Raw genomic sequence first — 18,663 nt, forward strand, 5'->3', positions numbered from 1 at the left:
AGCCTTATGCCCGATGACGGATCGCGAGGAAGACAACCAGATTTCCTACGCATCGGCCGGGGTGGATATCGAGGCCGGTGACCGCGCGGTCGAGCTGTTCAAGCCGCTTGCGAAGCGGGCCACCAGGCCCGAGGTGCGGGGCGGGCTTGGCGGCTTCGCCGGGCTGTTCGCGCTGCGCGGGGACTACCGGGAGCCGCTGCTGGCCGCGTCGACCGACGGGGTCGGCACCAAGCTCGCGGTGGCGCAGGCGATGGACAAGCACGACACCGTCGGCTTGGACCTGGTCGCGATGGTGGTCGACGACCTCGTGGTGTGTGGCGCCGAGCCGTTGTTCCTGCAGGACTACATCGCCGTCGGACGTACGGTTCCGGAGCGTGTCGCCGCGATCGTCTCGGGTATCGCCGAGGGCTGTGTGATCGCCGGATGCGCGTTGTTGGGCGGGGAGACGGCAGAACATCCCGGGCTGATGGAACCCGACCATTACGACATCTCCGCCACCGGCGTGGGCGTCGTCGAGGCCGACGACGTGCTGGGGCCCGACCGGGTGCGCCCCGGTGACGTGATCATCGCGATGGGATCGTCCGGTCTGCATTCCAACGGCTACTCGCTGGCCCGCAAGGTCCTGCTCGAGATCGACCGGATGAACCTCGCCGGGCACGTCGAAGAGTTCGGCCGCACGCTCGGGGAGGAATTGCTCGAGCCCACCCGGATCTACGCCAAGGACTGCCTGGCGCTGGCTGCCGAGACGCAGGTGCGCACGTTCTGCCATGTCACCGGTGGTGGGCTTGCCGCCAATCTCGAGCGCGTCATCCCGCACGGTCTGGTCGCCGAACTGGATCGCGGGACGTGGACGCCCGCACCGGTGTTCGCGATGATCGCGCAGCGTGGCCGCATCGACCGCCCGGAGATGGAGAAGACGTTCAACATGGGCGTCGGGATGGTCGCCGTCGTCGCGCCGGAGGACACCGACCGCGCGCTGGCGATTCTGACTGCACGCCATCTGAACTGCTGGACACTGGGCACTGTGACCAAGGGCAAGGATGGCCCGAGAGCGAAGCTGGTAGGACTACATCCTCGCTTCTAGATCCTCGCTTTAGCGGATCGAGGCCCAGCGCATGTGAGGAGGGGCGGCGGCTCAGCGCCGCCAGCTACCCTCGTCGGCCCACGGGTCCTCGCCGAACCCGTTGTCTACGGTGTCAGGCTCATCCGACTCAGACTCCGACCCCGACAGCTCCTGTTGGAGCCGACTGAAATCGGTCTGTGGGGAGCTGTATTTCAACTCCCGAGCAACCTTGGTCTGCTTTGCCTTTGCCCGGCCGCGGCCCATGGGGGAACCCCCTCGCGCAATAACGGAGCGGCCCGGGATGCAGGCGGCTCCGATCTGTGTGTTCGTTATTGTCCTGTCCACACCTTACCGTGCCCCGGTGCGATGTGCTGGCAGGCCCGTTCGGCCGTGGGAGAACGTCAGTTCGCGCCGCGACGCAAACGCTCAACCGCGAGCCGCCCGGCTCCCACGGCATCGGTCGGCGGCAGCGATTCCGGGTCGATCTCGGCGGCCACCGCATGCTCTCCGCCCGTGGTCAGAGCCGTATCGGCCGGAATACCCCGCTTGACCAGAGCCAAGGCGATCGGCCCGAGATCGACATGGTCGACGACGGTGCCGAGCCGGCCCACGACACGCCCACCGGCCAGCAGCGGATCACCGGTGACCGGCCGCTCACCCGATCCGTCGAGATGCACCAGGACCAGCATCCGGGGCGGCTTTCCCAAGTTGTGAACCCGCGCGACCGTCTCCTGGCCGCGATAGCAACCCTTGTCCAGGTGCACGGCTCCTTGCCCGGGGCCGCCGATCCATCCGACCTCGTGCGGGATCGTCCGCTCGTCGGTATCCACGCCCAGCCTTGGGCGCTGCGCCGCGACCCGCAGCGCCTCGTACGCCCACACCCCGGCACGGCGCACCCCTGCCGCGTCCAGCCTGCCCAGCCAGGTCGTCACATCGGCGCGGGGAATCACCAGGTCGAGTTCGATCTGACCGAGCCGGGCGGGCATCCGACGCAGGAAACCACCGCCGGCGAGGGAAACGGCCGCCGACTCCGCGGGCAGCTCGTCGAGGCCCAGCGCGCCGAGCACCGCCGCGTCGGCGAGGCGCGGCCCGAGCAGGGAGAGAACAGCCAGGTCAGCGGCCTCCGGAGCGACATCGGCCCAGAACACCATCTTGCGCAGGTAGGCCAGCAGCGGTTCACCGCGCTCGCGTTCGGTGTCGAGATAGGTGACGTCACCCAACTCGGTCTGCACCCAGTGGTCTTCGACACGGCCTTGGCCGTCGAGGCTCAGGTTCTCGGTGGAGGCGCCGTCGGACAGCTCACTGACGTGCTGCGAGGAGATCGAGTGCAGCCAGCTGCGCCGGTCGGGCCCGGTGAGTGTGATGACCGCGCGGTGCGAGCGATCGACGACGACGGCATCCTGCTCGGCGCTGCGCTGCTCACCGAACGGATCGCCATAGTGCCAGATCGCGCCGGCATCGGGGGAACTGTCAGGTGCGGGGACTGCTGACACACATCAACTCTACGGGGCTGCCACTACGCTCATGCTCCATGCTTGGAATGCCCGGCCGCCCCTCGGTGCTCGTCACTCTCGACGGCGAGGTGCGCGACCCGGCGCAGCCGCTGTTGTTCGCCGACGACCTCGCGGCTGTCCGGGGCGACGGCGTGTTCGAGACCCTGTTGGTGCGCGACGGACGCGCGTGCCTGGTGGACGCGCATCTGCGCCGGCTTACCCAGTCGGCCAAGATGATGGACCTTCCGGAACCGGACCTGTCGGCCTGGCGGCGGGCCATCGGCGTCGCGGTGGGGCAGTGGACGTCGTCGACGGCGGCCGAGGGCGCGCTGCGGCTGGTGTACAGCCGCGGTCGGGAAAGTGGCTCGGCGCCGACCGCCTACCTGACGGTCAATCCCGTGCCGGACCGCGTCGTCGCCACCCGCCGCGACGGTATCGCCGCGGTGCTGCTCGATCGCGGGCTGCCGTCCAGCGGAGTGGATGCCATGCCGTGGCTGGTGGCGGGCGCCAAGACGCTGTCGTACGCGGTGAACATGGCCGCGCTGCGGCACGCCGCCGACAAAGGCGCCGGTGACGTGATCTTCGTCAGCTCCGACGGGTACCTGCTCGAGGGTCCTCGCTCGACGGTGGTGATCGCCACCGACGAGGGGACGGGCACGACCTTGCTCAGCCCGCCGCCGTGGTACCCGATCCTGCGCGGCACCACGCAGCAGGCGCTGTTCGAGGTCGCCCGTGATAAGGGCTACGACTGCGACTTTCGTGCGCTGAGACCGTCCGACTTGTATGCCGCACAAGGGGTTTGGCTGGTGTCCAGCATGACGCTCGCGGCTCGGGTGCACACTCTCGACGGGCAGGCGCTGCCGCCCACCCGGTTGGCCGCCGAGGTGGCCGCGCTGGTCGACGCCGCGATCGTCTGTGATCGCTGATCGCGAAAATGTGTTGGCACAACCTTTCTGACGCGGGTACTTTCGTCGGTACACAAGAAGGGAGGTGGTCCGGAAAATTGATAGCTTCTAGGACATGTGAGGTGGCTGCCCGCTAGCAGCACCAGGTGCCGGGATTTCACCTGCGCTCTGAGCGCGCTGGCGAATTCCAGGCAGCTACCCGGCCCCCGAGCTCTTGGTTAGTCCGACCAGGGAACAACGGCTCGGGGGCCGCCCCTTTTCTGACGGCCCCTCAGCGCTGCTGAGGCGGCGCGGGCGCCAATGACGCGCACGCCTGAAGACCCTTGTCCCACACCGATTGATCGACACCCGGCGGCGCCGGCGGCGGCCCGCCCGCCGCGCCGGGGTTGGGCTGCCCGCCTGGACCGCCTTGTGGCGGGGGCCCGCTCGGCTGGCCGCCCGGTGCGCCGGGACCGCCCTGAGGCGGTGCGGGCACACCGTTGTCGGTCATACACGTCGCGAACGGGTCATTCGGCCCGGGCGGGTTGCCCGGCGCGGCGTCGCTCGAGGGCGCACACGCCACCACCGCGCCGATCAGGCCCGCGCTGATGGTGCCCATGGCTGCGGCATGCAACAGTCGCAGAGTCATCTCGTCGTCTCCATCTGTAGGGGAAGACCGACCGTATGCACGGCGCGTAGGCACTGATTAGCTCCCGGCTGTGCGAGGGCTGTGAGTGATCGCGGGGGCGGACGTCGAGACAATCCGTTGTCGGCCCAGCGGTTCGGGCGTCAGCCCGCCGGGCCCGGCTCCAGCGGCGAGCACGCTTTCATCGCTTGATCCCAGATGCTTGGGTCGACACCCGGCGGCGGACCCAACACCGCGGTACCGGCCGAGTCGGGGACACCGTGCTCGTGCAGGCAGCGTGCCAGCGAACCGTGCTCGGCCGGCCCGGGTGTCGTGCTGCCCGGGGATGTGGTGTCAGGCAGGGGACTGGTGGTGCTCGGCGCCGGGCTGATCGCGGTCGGCTGCGACGGGGACGGGGCCGGGACGCACCCGGCGAGGAGCGCGGTGGCCGCCGTGGCGACCCCGAGGGCAACGCGGCGCATCAGCCGACGTGTCGCGTGAGCCGCGCGGACAGGTGCGGAACCAGTCCGCCGTCGGCGTCGACCCGCTCCTCGACGTAGGCCAGGTCGCCCTCGACGATTCCGTAGAGCCGCTTGGCCCCGCCGACCAGCACACCGGACTTGCTGCGCGCCAGTGCATCGGTCACCAGCTCCCAGGACGACTGGTTGCGCGGATGGCCGTAGAACAACTCGACATACCCGGCGGAGTGGGCCAGCAGCAGCTCGATGGCCTGCGATTCGTCCGGGTCGGCAGGATCTGTGACGAACCGCCAGAAACCGGTCTCGCGCAGTCCGGGGGAGTGATAGTCGCCACCCTCGTCGAGGCGCCAGGACCGGGACTCCCAGTTCAGATAGTCGCCGCCGTCGTGAGAAACGACGATCTGCTGCCCGAAGTGGTAGTCGCCGTGCGCGCCGCGGCCTTCGCCCTCGCCGCGCCAGACCCCGACCAGCGGCAGCAACGCCAGCAGTGCGTCGTTGAGGTTGGCGCCCAGACGCAAATTGGCGGTGTCGGCGGGAACCGGCAGGTCGTCGAAAACCGGGATGTTGCGGACCGCCGTTTCCTTCGCCCGCTCGACCGCAGCCGCCACGGCGCGATCGCCGCTACCGGAGATGTCTGGAGAACTCACGACTCGTCGGTGATCAGTCGATACAGCGCGTACAACGCGAACCAGGTGATCAACACGACTGTCGCAACCAGCAGGATCTCGTAGAAAAGAACCACGGTGACAGTCTATCTGGGGCCCGGGCGAAGGTCCCGCCCGAGCCGCCCTCGATCAAGCGACCTTGATGTCGACTTCGTGGATCCCGGCACCGGTCGGCGCGACGGTGGCGTCGCCGTTGCCCACCTTGGACAGCGCACGCACCGTCCAGGTGCCCGGAGCCGCGAAGAACCGGAAGTCACCGGTCGCCGAGGCCACCACCTCGGCGGTGAACTCGTCGCTCGAGTCCAGCAGACGAACGAAGGCGCCACCCACCGTCTGACCCGAGTCGTCCACCACGCGGCCCGTGATCACGGTCTCCTTCTCGAGGTCGACACCGGCGGGCAGAGTCTGTCCTTGTTTAGGTGCAGAGCACATGATCAACTTCCCAACTCGATCGGGGCCCCCACCAGGGAGCCATATTCGGTCCAACTACCGTCGTAGTTCTTGACGTTCTTGTGCCCCAACAGTTCCTGTAGCACGAACCAGGTGTGCGACGACCGCTCGCCGATCCGGCAGTACGCGATCGTCTCCTTCTCGCCGTCCAGGCCGGCCGCGGCGTAGAGCTTGGCCAGGTCCTCGTCGGACTTGAAAGTGCCGTCCTCGTTCGCAGCCCTGCTCCACGGAACGTTGATGGCGCCGGGGATATGCCCGGGGCGCTGGCTCTGCTCCTGCGGCAGGTGAGCCGGCGCGAGGATCTTGCCGGAGAACTCGTCGGGGGACCGCACATCCACCAGGTTCTTGGCGTTGATCGCGGCGATCACCTCGTCGCGGAACGCACGGATGGTGTTGTCGGGGGCCTTCGCGGCGTACGACGTGGCGGGCCGGTCGGGCACCTCGGTCACCAGCGGGCGTCCGTCGAGTTCCCACTTCTTGCGGCCGCCGTCGAGCAGCTTGACGTTCTCGTGGCCGTAGAGCTTGAAGTACCAGTAGGCGTAGGCGGCGAACCAGTTGTTGTTGCCGCCGTACAGGATCACGGTGTCGTCATTGCTGATTCCCTTGTCGGACAACAGCTTCGAGAATTGCTCCTGATCGACGAAGTCACGCTTGACCTGGTCCTGCAGTTCGGTCTTCCAGTCCAGCCGGATGGCGCCGGCGATGTGGCCGTCTTCGTAAGCCGAGGTGTCCTCGTCGACCTCGACGAAGACGACGTTCGGCGCATCGAGATTGCTCTCGGCCCAGTCGGTGGAGACCAGGACGTCGGAGCGTGCCATGAAGTAGTTCCTTTCGGTTGCGTGTCTGGGAAAGCTCAGGTGGTGGCCGGCGTGCGCAGCCTGGCCACGAGAGGGTAGAGCTGGCAGCCCAGGCAGATGCCGAAGGCGGCGTTGAGGAAAGCGGCGAACAGGGCGAACGCGGTGGCGACGGTGCCGAGCAGCGGCGCACCCAGAGCGAAGCCGGCGGTGCCGGCGATGGCGAACACGAAGCCCACCAACTGGGCGAACTTCAACGGCGGCACGGGTTCCCGCTCGGAGACGGGGCTCAGCCGCGGTGCGATGACGTTGGCGAAGATCAATCCGTAGGGGTGCTGACGCGGGCCGCGTAGCGCCCCGACCGCGAACACCAGGGCCTGCAGCCCAAGGAGCACAGCTGCCGCAATGGTGCTGAATCCCGAGACGACGAGGACCGCGACCAGAACGGCCGTGGTGACCCAGGCCGCAAAGCGCGGCCCGCGGACATCCACCTGGGCGACGGCCGGGGTGGTGGTGATGCTTGTTGGCATGATTTTCTTTCCTGTTGCTGATCGGGCTGGGCGGAGACGGGCCGCAGACGGCCGCTCCAGAGTGGCGGCGCGAACGAAAGGCGCGGCGACTCAGCAGCTACAGCAACAACAGCAACAACCCGCTACGCGGCACAGATCAACTGCGCGGCGCTTGGTGAGCGCGAGCTCGAGGCGGGTCGACACGGCAGTCATGGTACCCAATGAGAGGGCCCTCAGGCCAACAGAGGTTCGAGGGCTGCGCGCAGGTCAGCGGCCTTGGGGACCCCCGCCGTCCGGTACCGCTGCCGGCCGTCGGCATCGAAGATGAACGTCGTCGGCAACGACAGCACCGAAAGCTTGCGTGCGGCAGCCGGATCGGCATCCATGTCGATCTCGACGTGGGCGACGTCACGAAGCTCGGCACAGACCTGGTTGACCACCCGCCGGACGCCGCTGCAGGGTCCGCACCACACTGCGCTGAAATGCACGACGGTTGGACCGGTCCGGGATAAACCCAGGTCGCTGACGTCGACGTCCTGCGATTCGGCTTCCCGTACCACTCCGGACCGCCGGTTGTGCAGCGCGCCTGCGACGATCGCCACGCCCAGCGCGGCGGCGATCGCGACGATCGCGGTGATCAATGCGGGGCTCATGACTGTGTGAACCCGTCGAGCCGGATGGTTACTCCCTCGGCGATGCCTTCGATGATGATGTCCGAGCCGCGGGCACCCTCGGTGGTCGGGCGCACCCCGAACGGCAACTTCTGACCGGGCAGGCTGCCGCTGAACGCCGCCAGCACCGCCGCCTTCTTGTCGTCGGGTACCGGCTGGTCAGCGGTGCCGGGACCGGTTTGCACATCCGTCGCGGTGAAAACCAGCGTGGTCTGCTCCGGGCCTGCCACCGACAGGTCGACGGCAACGCTGACCGGTTTGTCGAAGTCGGCCTTCTTCGGCGTCCCGGTGAAGACCAGGCCCTTGCTGCCGGAGATACCCGACTCGGTGGTCCCGCCGGTGGCGTCGTTGGTCTCCTTCGACGGGGCCTCGACCATCAGGTCGGTCATGCCGACGAACCGGCCGAGGTGGAGCGAGTCGATGATGATCCGGCTCTCGAGCTTGCCGACCGGCAGGTTCGCATCGGGTCTGATCAGCCACGATGCCTGCGTGAGGTCGATGTTGTGCATGGTCGCCTCCAGTGAGGCCTTGCCGATCACGGGGTGGCGCACTCCGTTGGCCTTGATCTCGATCTCGTCGAAGTGCTGCTGCATCGCCTGACGGATGAACGGAAAGCCCAGGATCGCCACCGACGGGTCGAACGACAGCCCGGCTGCGTTGCGCACGGTGCGCGCGAGCCGGTACTCGGCGTAGATCGTCGCCCCGAAATCGACGCCGACCGCCCCGACGACCACGGCGAGCAGCGTCGCTCCGAGAGTGATCAGCAGCTTTCGCACCTGCACATTCTGGCGTACAACCGGTGCGCAACCACCGTCGCGCACCCCCTCGACGGCAGGTGGAGTCGTTCAAATCAGCTAAATAGCAGGTAGCGGGTTAAAGTTAGATGACCCGTGGCCGGGTAACGGCCATATGTCGCCCATGAGTCTGGTGGGTCACCGCGACGGCGCTGTCGACGATGAGTATCCGGGGCATTGGAGAGTTTGTTGGACCTGCTACTTCTCACCGTCGACCCGCACCCAGAATCGGTGCTGCCGTCGCTGGCGTTGCTCGCGCACAACGTGCGCTCGGCGCCCACCGAAGTCTCGTCGCTGCTGGAGGCGGGCTCGGCGGACATCGCGATCGTCGACGCGCGCACGGACCTGGCGGCCGCCCGTGGCCTGTGTCGTCTGCTCGGGACCACCGGCACGTCGGTGCCGGTGGTGGCCGTCGTCAACGAGGGCGGCCTGGTCGCCGTCAACATGGACTGGGGTCTGGACGAGATCCTGCTGCCCAGCACCGGCCCCGCGGAGATCGATGCCCGGCTGCGCCTGCTGGTCGGCCGCCGCGGCGGCGTGGCCACCCAGGAGAGCGCGGGCAAGGTGAGCCTCGGGGAACTGGTCATCGACGAAGGCACCTACACGGCCCGGTTGCGCGGCCGCCCGCTGGACCTGACCTATAAGGAATTCGAACTCCTGAAATACCTGGCTCAGCACGCCGGCCGGGTGTTCACCCGTGCGCAGTTGCTTCAGGAGGTGTGGGGCTACGACTTCTTCGGCGGCACCCGCACCGTGGACGTCCACGTGCGTCGTCTGCGCGCCAAACTCGGACCCGAATACGAATCGCTGATCGGAACGGTCCGCAACGTGGGCTACAAAGCGGTCCGTCCGGCCAGGGGGCGTCCGGCGCCCGCCGAGTCGGACTTCACCGAAGACGACGACGAGGACGTGTTCGACGACGGCGAGGACATCTCGGATTCGATGGGTGTGCGGTCCGGCCCGGTCTCGCAGCCGCTGCGCACTCAGTGAGCGCCCCGCTTTGGCGTACTGCCCTGAGCCCGAACGAGCAGGAGCAGGTGCGCGCCGTGATCGAGGCCGCCACCCGAACCGACGGGGTCGCGCCGGTGGGCGAGCAGGTACTGCGGGAATTGCCGCAGTCCCGGACTCAGCACCTGGTCGCCGGTGCGGATGACGGCGTGGTCGGATACCTCAATCTGACGCCGGGACGCGACGGCGCCGAGGCGATGGGTGAGCTCGTCGTCGCACCGCAGGCCCGCCGTCGCGGTATCGGCTCAGCGCTGCTCGCGTCGGCCGTCGACGCCACCGGCGGTGCGGTCCGGTTCTGGGCGCACGGCACCCTGCCCGCGGCCAAAGCGGTGGCCGACGCGCTCGGCATGACCGCGGTCCGGGAACTGATGCAGATGCGCCGCACGCTGCGCGACATCCCCGAAGTTGTTGTGCCCGAAGGTATTCGGATCCGCACCTACGCCGGCCCGAGCGATGACGCCGAACTGCTGCGGGTGAACAACGCCGCCTTCTCCTGGCATCCCGAACAAGGCGGCTGGGGTCCAGCCGACCTCGACGAACGGCGTCGTGAATCCTGGTTCGACCCCGCCGGTCTGTTCCTCGCCGTCGACGACGACACCGGCGGGCTGCTCGGTTTCCACTGGACCAAAGTGCACTCCGACAGTCCCGGGCTGGGTGAGGTCTACGTGGTCGGGGTGGACCCCGCCGCGCAGGGCCGCGGCCTGGGCCGGCTGCTCACGCTGGTCGGCATCGAGCACCTGGCGAATGTGCTGGGCTCACACGTAGAGCCCGATAACACTCCCGGGGCGGTTCGCTCCGGCCCTCCGGAGGTCCTGCTCTACGTCGAAGCCGACAACACCGCCGCGGTCAACACCTACCAGCGGCTTGGATTTGCTGTCTCCAACGTGGACACCGCCTACCGAGCGGTGAGAACAGCAAATATTGACCGTGGCGGTAGTCACAGCTAGTTCGCGGCTGCCCGCAATGCGTCGTTCATCAACCTGTTCACCTTCCGTTCATATTCCGGGTGGGTTCCGTCCACTACCAACGCCTAACTTCCGGGGTGGTGCATGTGCCCCTACCGGGGCGAACAGGGCAACACTGGAGAAAGTGGGATAGGTGAATCTGAACAGGTTTGGCAAGGCGTTCCTCGTGACTGCGTCAGCAACGGCCATCACCGGCCTGACGCTCACCGCCTGCGGAAGCGACAACAACGCCGGGACGTCGTCCTCGACCAACGCGTCCGGCTCGTCGAGCGCTTCTGCCGACTGCGGTGGCAAGAACGCCGTGACCGCCGAGGGCTCGACCGCGCAGCAGAACGCCGTGGCGGTGTTCAACCAGGTGTGGGGCCAGAAGTGCCCGGGCAAGAACCTCTCGTACAACCCGACCGGATCCGGCGCAGGTGTCACCCAGTTCATCGCCGGTCAGGTCGACTTCGCCGGCTCCGACTCGCCGCTGTCCAAGGATCAGGTCGACCCGGCCGCCAAGCGCTGCGGCGGCAACCCGGCGTGGAACCTGCCGATGGTGTTCGGCCCGGTCGCCCTGGGATACAACCTGCCCGGCGTCGACAAGCTCGTCGTCAACGCCGATGTGCTGGCCAAGATCTTCACCGGCGCCATCACCAACTGGAACGACCCGGCGATCGCGGCACTCAACAGCGGTGCCTCGCTTCCCGACCAGAAGATCACCCCGATCTATCGTTCCGACTCCTCGGGTACCACCGACAACTTCCAGAAGTACCTGACCGCCGCCGCGCCGCAGACCTGGACCAAGGGTGCAGGTAAGGAGTTCCAGGGTGGTGCCGGCGAGGGTGCCCAGAAGACGGCCGGCGTCGTGCAGGCCGTGCAGGCCACCCCGGGTGCGATCGGCTACGTCGAGAAGGGCTTCGCCGATCAGGCCAAGCTGAGCATGGCTCAGATCGACACCGGCAGCGGCCCCGTCGAACTCACCGATGACTCGGCCAAGGCCGCCATCGACTCCGCGAAGTTCGCGGCCGACGGCAACGACCTGGTGCTGGACCTCAACTCGCTGTACTCCACCAAGGCGGCCGGTGCCTACCCGCTGATGCTGGCGACCTACGAGATCGTCTGCTCCAAGGGCTACGACGCCGACACCGCCGCGGCGGTCAAGTCGTTCCTGACGGTGGCGGCCAACGACGGTCAGTCGGGCCTGCCGGCTGCGGGCTATGTTCCGCTGCCCGATGCCTTCAAGCAGCGACTGCTCACCTCCGTCAAAGCAATTTCCTAACAGCGCTGGCGAGGCAGGTCGATTGCGGTGACGATGGAGAGATCAGTGAGCGATGGGGTGGATGTGACCCAAGACATGCCCGGGCCCAATCCAGCTGAGTCTGGCGCGGGCGAGGTCGTGGCCGAGCCCTTCCCCGAGAAGCCTTCGATCCCGACGAACCCGTCCGGAACAGCCAAGGTGCGCCTGGGCGACCGGATTTTCCGGGGGTTGTCCGAAGGTTCCGGCATTCTCGTCATCGCGCTGATCGCCGCGATCGGCCTGTTCCTCGTCTGGCGTGCGGTACCGGCGCTGGGCCGAAACGACGCCAACTTCTTCACCTACGGCGGAAACTGGCTCACCACCGACACCGCCCACATGAAGTTCGGCATCCTGGATCTGCTGCAGGTGACGGTGTTCGTCTCGCTGTTCGCCTTGGTCCTGGCCATGCCGGTGGCGCTCGGTATCGCGATCTTCTTGACGCAGTACGCCCCGCGCCGGGTGTCCGGGCCGTTGGGCTACATGGTGGACCTGCTGGCGGCCGTGCCGTCGATCATCTACGGCGTCTGGGGCCTGTACGTGCTGGCCCCGGTGCTCAAACCGCTGGCGATGTGGCTCAACGGCAACCTCAGCTGGCTGTTCTTGTTCGACACCGGGAATGCGTCGGTGGCCGGCGGTGGCACCATCTTCACCGCCGGCATCGTGTTGGCGGTGATGATCCTTCCGATCATCACCGCCGTCAGCCGCGAGGTGTTCGTCCAGACGCCACGAGGACAGATCGAGGCCGCCCTGGCGCTCGGCGCGACCCGCTGGGAGGTTGTCCGGACGACGGTCTTGCCGTTCGGTCTCTCCGGCTACATCAGCGGCGCGATGCTCGGTCTCGGCCGCGCCCTTGGCGAGACGATCGCGCTGCTGATCATCCTGCGCGGCACGCAGAAGGCGTTCGGGTGGTCGCTGTTCGACGCCGGGTACACCTTTGCCAGCAAGATCGCTTCGGCGGCTTCGGAATTCAATGACCAGTACAAGGCGGGGGCCTACATCGCCGCCGGCCTGGTCCTGTTCATCCTGACGTTTGTGGTCAACTCGGCGGCCCGCGCCGCGGTGGCCGGAAGGGGTGCCCGATGACCTCGACCCTCGACCAGCCGGTCAAGGCGCCGACCTTCCAGGCGGTCAGCCTGCGGCGCAAGCTGACCAACAACACCGCCACCGTTCTGGTGACGCTGTCGGTGTTCGTCGCTGTGGTGCCGCTGATCTGGGTGCTGTACTCGGTGATCAGCAAGGGTTTGAAGATCGTCCTCGACAGCGGCTGGTGGACGCATTCGCAGTCCGGTATGACCGCGTTCATGCCCGGCGGAGGTGTCTACCACGCATTGGTGGGAACGCTGCTGCAGGGCTTGTTCTGCGCGGTGATCTCCATTCCGGTCGGCGTTTTCGTCGGCATCTATCTGGTGGAGTACGGCGGCGGAACCCGGCTGGGCAAGCTCACCACATTCATGGTGGACATTCTGACCGGCGTACCGTCGATCGTCGCCGCGCTGTTCATTTACGCACTCTGGGTGGCCACGTTGGGCTTTCAGCGTTCCGGCTTCGCGGTGTCGCTGGCCCTGGTGTTGCTGATGATCCCGGTGATCGTGCGGTCCACCGAGGAGATGTTGCGCATCGTTCCGATGGATCTGCGCGAGGCCAGCTATGCGCTCGGTGTGCCGAAGTGGAAAACCATTGCGCGCATTGTCATTCCGACTGCGCTGTCGGGCATCGTCACGGGCGTGATGCTGGCGCTGGCCCGCGTCATGGGCGAGACCGCGCCGCTGCTGATCCTGGTCGGCTACTCGCAGGCGATGAACTTCGACATGTTCAACGGATTCATGGGCTCGCTGCCCGGCATGATGTACGACCAGACATCAGCCGGTGCGGGTGCCAACCCCGTCCCCACCGACCGACTGTGGGGCGCCGCACTGACACTGATCGTGCTGATCGCGATCCTCAACGTCGGTGCGCGCTTCATCGCCAAATTCTTTGCCCCGAAAAAGGTTTAGGAGCCTCCGATGGCCAAGCGGCTGGATCTCAAAGACGTCAACATCTATTACGGCGCATTCCACGCTGTCGCCGACGTATCGCTGGCGGTGCCGCCGCGCAACGTGACCGCCTTCATCGGTCCGTCGGGTTGCGGCAAGTCCACGGTGCTCCGCACGCTCAACCGCATGCACGAGGTCATTCCCGGCGCTCGCGTCGAGGGTTCGGTGCTCCTCGACGGCGAGAACATCTACGGATCCGGCGTCGACCCGGTCGGTGTGCGCAAGACCATCGGGATGGTCTTCCAGCGGCCGAATCCGTTCCCCACCATGTCGATTCGCGACAACGTGGTGGCCGGCCTGAAGCTGCAGGGCGTCCGCAACAAGAAGATGCTCGACGAGACCGCCGAGCGGTCCCTCAAGGGCGCCAACCTGTGGAACGAGGTCAAGGACCGGCTCGAGAAGCCCGGCGGCGGCCTGTCCGGCGGTCAGCAGCAGCGGCTGTGCATTGCCCGCGCCATCGCCGTGCAGCCCGACGTGCTGCTGATGGACGAGCCGTGTTCGGCGCTGGACCCGATCTCCACGCTGGCCATCGAGGATCTGATCGGTGAGCTCAAGCAGGAATTCACGATCGTGATCGTCACGCACAACATGCAGCAGGCTGCCCGCGTCAGCGACCAGACCGCCTTCTTCAACCTGGAGGCCACCGGCAAGCCCGGCAAGCTCGTCGAGATCGACGACACCGAGAAGATCTTCTCCAACCCGAGCCAGAAGGCCACCGAGGACTACATCTCGGGCCGGTTCGGGTAGGCCTCCGAAACCGACAAAAATCCGGTATCGCCAAGCGATACCGGATTTTTGGTGCCTTGGTGCCTTGGGGCCGCGGCTCAGGTCGCGGCGATTTCCTCTTCTTCGGGCAGCCGGCCGGTGACCTGGAAGATCACTCGCCGGGAGATCTCGACGGCATGGTCGGCGAAACGCTCGTAGAAGCGGCCCAGCAGCGTCACGTCGACCGCGGCGGCCACGCCGTGCTTCCACTCGCGGTCCATCAGCACGGTGAACAAATGCCGGTGCAGGTCGTCCATCGCGTCGTCTTCTTCGCGGATGCGACGCGCCTTCTCCGGATCCCGGGACAGCAGTACCTCACGCGCACTGTTGCCCAAATCGACTGCAACACGGCCCATTTCGGCGAAGTAGCCGTTGACTTCCTCGGGCAGCGTGTGCTGGGGATGCCGGCGACGGGCGATCTTGGCGACGTGCAGCGCCAGCGCTCCCATCCGGTCGACGTCGGCGACGATCTGAATGGAGCTGACGATCGCCCGCAGATCGCCGGCGACCGGCGCCTGCAACGCCAGCAGCACAAAGGCCGCCTCCTCGGCGCGCGCACTGGCCGCCGAGATCTGCTCGTGGTCGGTGATGACCTGTTCGGCCAGCACCAGGTCGGCTTGAAGCAGTGACTGGGTGGCTCGTTCCATCGCGACTCCGGCCATCCGGCACATCTCGGCCAGCTGGTTGGTCAGCGCATCAAGCTGCTCGTGGTATGCGGTCCGCATGGCGTCCACCCTACTTTCTGCCAGTGCACCCAGTATGCCGAGGTGGAGTGAACGACGGGTGAATGAACGCAAACACCCGTCATGCTCGGCCCTGCTTATTCGCAGGTGACGTCGGCGGCGTTGGTGACTGTGAGATCTTCTGGCAGCTCGGTGGGAGTGCTCTTGGAATTGTGGCTGACCTGCACGCTGACCGCCGATCCGCTTGGCGGCGGGGCGGCAACACTGCTGAAGTCAGGTCCGAGCACAACCTGGACGGTCTCGCCAAGGCCGTCCATGCGCTCCATCTGCGCGGCCGGGAACGCCGCTGCGACGGTGGCGGCCGCCTGCTCGTTGCCCGCGGAGAACATCACCGTGGTCGCGGTGACGGTGCCGGTGTAATCGTCCGGAGCCAGCACGTGGAAGCCGTGTTGTCTGAGCGCGGTGGCGGCGGTGGAGCCCAGCCCGTCCTGGCCGGTGGAGTTCGACACCTGCACCGTGATGTCCTGCGGGTCGGTGGTGACGGCGTTGACCAATTCAGTCTGGGGCGTTTGTCCCGATTGCTCGACCGGGCTGGGTTTGGCGGCCTGAATGGCATTCTGCGAGGCCGTCATCGGGCTCGTCGTCGCGTTGGTGTCGTTCTCGCCGGGCAGCGGATCGTCGTTGATGATCGCGTCGAACAGCGCGCGGATGTCCTGGGTGCGGGGCGGTTCGTTGCCGTCGGCGTCGGTGATTCCGGTGGTGGGCACGGTGACGAAGGTGATCCGGCCGGCGTTGACGCCCTGCAGCGACTGGCCGAGGTCGACCAGGTCCTTGGTCCGGACGTTGTCGACGTAGGTGTCGTCGATGAATTCGTTGACCACGTTGTTCAGCTTGGTGAGGCTGAACAACGTGTCCTTGGAGATGATCGAGCGCAGCAGTGAGGACAGGAACAGCTGCTGGCGCTTGATCCGGCCGTAATCGCCGTTGAGCTCGGTGGTGACCTGGCGGGCGCGGACGTAGTTCAGCGCGGTGTGCCCGTCGAGCGTCTGGCGGCCCGCGTTCTCCAGCACGGTGCCCAGCTCGTAGTCCTTCAGCGGGGTGGTGCTGCACACCTCGACGCCGCCGACCGCGTCGACCATCTTGGAGAAGCCCGCGAAGTCGACGGCCATGAACCGGTTGATCGACAGCCCCGACATCTTCTGGATGACCTTGACCAGGCATTTCGGCCCGCCATAGGCGTATGCGGAGTTCAGCTTCGTCTCGGTGTAGCGGTAGTCGTCGCTCATCTCGCCGGTGGCCTTGTCAGCGACCGGGCCGTACTTGCCGGTGTCGGGGTCCCAGGCCTGACAGTAGGCGGGAGTGATGGCCAGGTCCCGGGGGAACGACACCACGACGACGCGCTTGCGGTCGGCGGGGACGTTGACCAGCATCACGGTGTCCGACCGGGCGCCGCCGGCGTCTTCGGTGGTGCCTGCCCCGATCTCGCCGTTGGCGCCGGTGCGGCTGTCGACGCCGACGATCAGGAAGTTCTCGTCGCCGAATTGTGCGTTCGGATCGATGATGTCGCGCGAATTGGTGTCCAGCGCCGCGACATTGCGCAGCAGATCGTTCTTGGTGGACTGCCACTGCCAGGCGCCGCCGGTCAGCACCAGGGCGGACACCGCGAACAGCGCTGCCGCGGATCGTCCGGCCAGCAGCACGGGCTTGCGGCGCGACTTGGGTTTCTTCTTTTCTGTGCTCGACGGCGCCGCATCGGGGTCGGCGGCCAGCGGACCGCGCGCGCGTCGGATCGCCTCGAGGTCGGGCACTTCGTCGGCGTAGGCGGCGGTGACGACCGGAATGGGTTCGGTGAGGTCGGTCAGGCCGGCGACGCCGGTGGCGTCGTCGGCACGCTCGTCGTCGTCCTCGGCCCGGTGCCGGGTGGGCTCGGTCGCGGGGCGGGAGCCGGACACCTTCGCGATCAGGTCGGCGACGGTGACGCCTTGGGTGTGATTGCCGCTCGGGGGAGCGGGTGCTGTGACCCGTTCCCAGGGCGCGGCGCGGGCCGCTGCACGAGGCGTCCTGGTCACCCGCTCGCCCTCGTCGGAGGCGCCGTGCTGGCCAGGAGTGGCGTTGCCGCCGTCACTCATGTTCCAGTCGCCTCCGACTCTAGGTCGTGCGCATCGACGCGCGTGCACATTGATGGTCCGGTTGTACCGACACCTCGGCCGGCATCGATGCGCGGCCGTCTCAACTGTCCTATGTCTTGTAGCAGCAGTCGGTGGCTGTCCGCCACTCCAGGGCCCCACGACAAGACAAGATCACCATCGTACTGAGACAAGCCGTCGACCCGCCAGCTCGCACAGGTGTCGGGACCGTCTCGGTTCAGCCTCCGGAGTTCATCACATCAGCCCCCGCGGGCACCGTGCAGTCGTCGGGGTCGTCGAGCCAGCCCTCCGGCAGAGTGACCGACGATGCCGACCCCTGACGTCCTCGCGGTCCTGTCGCGGCGTCCGGAAACGGGATGTCGCGATCGAGGCGGTCGAGCAGGCTGTCCAGCTCCGCCAGGGTCTTGACCAGCGCCAACGCTCGCCGTATGTCGGCACCCGCGGGAAAGCCGTGCAGATACCAGGCGACGTGCTTGCGGATATCGCGCATGCCCTTGTCCTCGCCGAAGTGATCGGCGAGCAGCTCGCCGTGGCGGCGGATGATGTCGGTGACTTCACCGAGCGTCGGCGGGGTCGGCGTCGGCGAGCCGGTGAACGCCGCTGAGAGCTCGGCGAACAGCCAGGGCCTGCCAAGGCAACCGCGGCCGATGACGACTCCGTCACATCCGGTCGACGCCATCATCGCCAGGGCGTCGTTGGCCTCGAAGATGTCGCCGTTGCCGAGCACCGGGATCGTCGTCACCGCTTCTTTGAGTCGGGCGATCTCGTCCCAGTCGGCGGTTCCGGAGTAGCGCTGGGCCGCGGTGCGCGCGTGCAGCGCTACCGCGGCGGCACCCTCCTGCTCGGCGATCCGGCCCGCATCGAGGTGGGTGCGGTGATCGTCGTCGATGCCGATCCGGAATTTGACGGTCACCGGCACCGAGGTGCCTTCGGTGGCGCGGACAGCGGCGGCCACTATTTGGCCGAAGAGCCGTCGCTTGTAGGGCAGTGCGGCACCGCCGCCGCGACGGGTGACCTTGGGTACCGGGCAGCCGAAGTTCATGTCGATGTGGTCGGCGAGATCCTCGGTGACGATCATCCGGGCGGCCGCATAGGTGGTCGCCGGATCGACCGTGTAGAGCTGCAACGAACGCGGCGACTCCTGTGGAGCGAACGTCGTCATGTGCATGGTGACCGGGTGGCGTTCGACGAGCGCTCGGGCGGTCACCATCTCACAGACATAGAGGCCGGACACGGTTCCGGCCCGTGCCTCCTCGAGCTCCCGGCACAGGGTGCGGAACGCGACGTTGGTGACGCCGGCCATGGGCGCCAAGACAACCGGGCTGCGGAGGGCGAAGGGCCCGATCCGCAGCCCGG

The 18,663-nt window shown here is 67.2% G+C and carries 22 protein-coding genes; 8 read left to right on the forward strand and 14 right to left on the reverse strand.

Going from position 1 to position 18,663, the window contains the following annotated elements; all coding sequences use genetic code 11:
• Positions 1-13 precede the first annotated feature (13 nt).
• Positions 14-1,084: a phosphoribosylformylglycinamidine cyclo-ligase gene (purM, locus tag G6N32_RS03510; protein ID WP_115317342.1), complete on the forward strand. Its 1,071-nt coding sequence runs from the start codon at positions 14-16 to the stop codon at positions 1,082-1,084.
• Between the two features lie 51 nt (positions 1,085-1,135).
• Here the strand turns inward: purM and G6N32_RS03515 are convergent, their stop codons facing one another.
• Together G6N32_RS03515 and ygfZ are read right to left on the reverse strand one after the other, a co-directional pair.
• A complete protein-coding gene (locus G6N32_RS03515) occupies positions 1,136-1,327 on the reverse strand; it encodes a DUF3073 domain-containing protein (RefSeq protein WP_102808205.1) in 192 nt (63 codons plus the stop codon).
• A 137-nt stretch (positions 1,328-1,464) separates the two neighbouring features.
• Complete coding sequence (gene ygfZ / locus G6N32_RS03520; RefSeq protein ID WP_115317341.1) at positions 1,465-2,556, reverse strand: CAF17-like 4Fe-4S cluster assembly/insertion protein YgfZ; 1,092 nt, start codon at positions 2,554-2,556, stop codon at positions 1,465-1,467.
• Between the two features lie 65 nt (positions 2,557-2,621).
• Here ygfZ and G6N32_RS03525 point away from each other — a divergent pair, with 65 nt between their 5' ends.
• Positions 2,622-3,482: an aminodeoxychorismate lyase gene (locus G6N32_RS03525; protein WP_115318856.1), complete on the forward strand. Its 861-nt coding sequence runs from the start codon at positions 2,622-2,624 to the stop codon at positions 3,480-3,482.
• Positions 3,483-3,732: 250 nt separating this feature from the next.
• Here the strand turns inward: G6N32_RS03525 and G6N32_RS03530 are convergent, their stop codons facing one another.
• The 9 genes from G6N32_RS03530 to lmeA all read right to left on the reverse strand — a co-directional run bounded on the left by G6N32_RS03530 (position 3,733) and on the right by lmeA (position 8,409).
• Positions 3,733-4,089, reverse strand: a complete 357-nt coding sequence (locus tag G6N32_RS03530; RefSeq protein WP_115317340.1) for a hypothetical protein — start codon at positions 4,087-4,089, stop codon at positions 3,733-3,735.
• Between the two features lie 140 nt (positions 4,090-4,229).
• A complete protein-coding gene (locus G6N32_RS03535) occupies positions 4,230-4,547 on the reverse strand; it encodes a hypothetical protein (protein ID WP_115317339.1) in 318 nt (105 codons plus the stop codon).
• The gene (locus G6N32_RS03540; protein WP_115317338.1) at positions 4,547-5,191 is read right to left on the reverse strand and encodes a heme-binding beta-barrel domain-containing protein; all 645 of its coding nucleotides are present in this window, start codon (positions 5,189-5,191) and stop codon (positions 4,547-4,549) included. Before G6N32_RS03540 ends, G6N32_RS03535 begins: the two co-directional genes overlap by 1 nt.
• A gap of 147 nt (positions 5,192-5,338) precedes the next feature.
• Positions 5,339-5,641 (reverse strand): DUF1416 domain-containing protein, encoded by a 303-nt coding sequence (locus tag G6N32_RS03545; protein ID WP_083118612.1) that lies wholly within the window; start codon positions 5,639-5,641, stop codon positions 5,339-5,341.
• Positions 5,642-5,643: 2 nt separating this feature from the next.
• The gene (locus G6N32_RS03550; RefSeq protein ID WP_115317337.1) at positions 5,644-6,477 is read right to left on the reverse strand and encodes a sulfurtransferase; all 834 of its coding nucleotides are present in this window, start codon (positions 6,475-6,477) and stop codon (positions 5,644-5,646) included.
• Between the two features lie 35 nt (positions 6,478-6,512).
• Positions 6,513-6,983, reverse strand: a complete 471-nt coding sequence (locus tag G6N32_RS03555) for a DUF4395 domain-containing protein (protein WP_115317336.1) — start codon at positions 6,981-6,983, stop codon at positions 6,513-6,515.
• Between the two features lie 90 nt (positions 6,984-7,073).
• Entirely contained in the window at positions 7,074-7,175 is a 102-nt protein-coding gene (locus G6N32_RS29270; RefSeq protein WP_410432906.1) for an Ms5788A family Cys-rich leader peptide, read from the reverse strand.
• Positions 7,176-7,195: 20 nt separating this feature from the next.
• The gene (locus G6N32_RS03560; protein WP_115317335.1) at positions 7,196-7,615 is read right to left on the reverse strand and encodes a TlpA family protein disulfide reductase; all 420 of its coding nucleotides are present in this window, start codon (positions 7,613-7,615) and stop codon (positions 7,196-7,198) included.
• Positions 7,612-8,409, reverse strand: coding sequence for a mannan chain length control protein LmeA (gene lmeA, locus G6N32_RS03565; protein WP_115318855.1), 798 nt, complete (start codon positions 8,407-8,409; stop codon positions 7,612-7,614). Before lmeA ends, G6N32_RS03560 begins: the two co-directional genes overlap by 4 nt.
• Positions 8,410-8,616: 207 nt before the next feature.
• Here lmeA and G6N32_RS03570 point away from each other — a divergent pair, with 207 nt between their 5' ends.
• The 6 genes from G6N32_RS03570 (at position 8,617) to pstB (ending at position 14,459) form a co-directional block, all read left to right on the forward strand.
• Complete coding sequence (locus tag G6N32_RS03570; RefSeq protein ID WP_115317334.1) at positions 8,617-9,417, forward strand: winged helix-turn-helix transcriptional regulator; 801 nt, start codon at positions 8,617-8,619, stop codon at positions 9,415-9,417.
• Complete coding sequence (gene mshD, locus G6N32_RS03575; RefSeq protein ID WP_115317333.1) at positions 9,414-10,382, forward strand: mycothiol synthase; 969 nt, start codon at positions 9,414-9,416, stop codon at positions 10,380-10,382. The genes G6N32_RS03570 and mshD overlap by 4 nt, the downstream gene beginning before the upstream one ends.
• Before the next feature lie 151 nt (positions 10,383-10,533).
• Positions 10,534-11,661: a phosphate ABC transporter substrate-binding protein PstS gene (gene pstS, locus G6N32_RS03580; RefSeq protein ID WP_179964170.1), complete on the forward strand. Its 1,128-nt coding sequence runs from the start codon at positions 10,534-10,536 to the stop codon at positions 11,659-11,661.
• Between the two features lie 75 nt (positions 11,662-11,736).
• On the forward strand, positions 11,737-12,762 hold the full coding sequence (gene pstC / locus G6N32_RS03585) for a phosphate ABC transporter permease subunit PstC (RefSeq protein WP_115318853.1): 1,026 nt from the start codon (positions 11,737-11,739) through the stop codon (positions 12,760-12,762).
• Complete coding sequence (gene pstA, locus G6N32_RS03590; protein WP_115317332.1) at positions 12,759-13,673, forward strand: phosphate ABC transporter permease PstA; 915 nt, start codon at positions 12,759-12,761, stop codon at positions 13,671-13,673. The genes pstC and pstA overlap by 4 nt, the downstream gene beginning before the upstream one ends.
• A gap of 9 nt (positions 13,674-13,682) precedes the next feature.
• Positions 13,683-14,459 carry a phosphate ABC transporter ATP-binding protein PstB gene (pstB, locus tag G6N32_RS03595; RefSeq protein WP_115317331.1) on the forward strand — a complete coding sequence of 259 codons (777 nt, stop codon included), beginning with the start codon at positions 13,683-13,685 and terminating at the stop codon, positions 14,457-14,459.
• Between the two features lie 77 nt (positions 14,460-14,536).
• Here the strand turns inward: pstB and phoU are convergent, their stop codons facing one another.
• The 3 genes from phoU to dusB all read right to left on the reverse strand — a co-directional run bounded on the left by phoU (position 14,537) and on the right by dusB (position 18,658).
• On the reverse strand, positions 14,537-15,202 hold the full coding sequence (phoU, locus tag G6N32_RS03600) for a phosphate signaling complex protein PhoU (protein WP_115317330.1): 666 nt from the start codon (positions 15,200-15,202) through the stop codon (positions 14,537-14,539).
• Between the two features lie 95 nt (positions 15,203-15,297).
• On the reverse strand, positions 15,298-17,289 hold the full coding sequence (locus G6N32_RS03605; protein WP_115317329.1) for an LCP family protein: 1,992 nt from the start codon (positions 17,287-17,289) through the stop codon (positions 15,298-15,300).
• Positions 17,290-17,524: 235 nt separating this feature from the next.
• Positions 17,525-18,658 carry a tRNA dihydrouridine synthase DusB gene (gene dusB, locus G6N32_RS03610; RefSeq protein ID WP_115318852.1) on the reverse strand — a complete coding sequence of 378 codons (1,134 nt, stop codon included), beginning with the start codon at positions 18,656-18,658 and terminating at the stop codon, positions 17,525-17,527.
• Positions 18,659-18,663 lie beyond the last annotated feature (5 nt).

Origin of the sequence: Mycolicibacterium aichiense, from assembly GCF_010726245.1 — a bacterium.
Classification (GTDB): Bacteria; Actinomycetota; Actinomycetes; order Mycobacteriales; family Mycobacteriaceae; genus Mycobacterium; species Mycobacterium aichiense.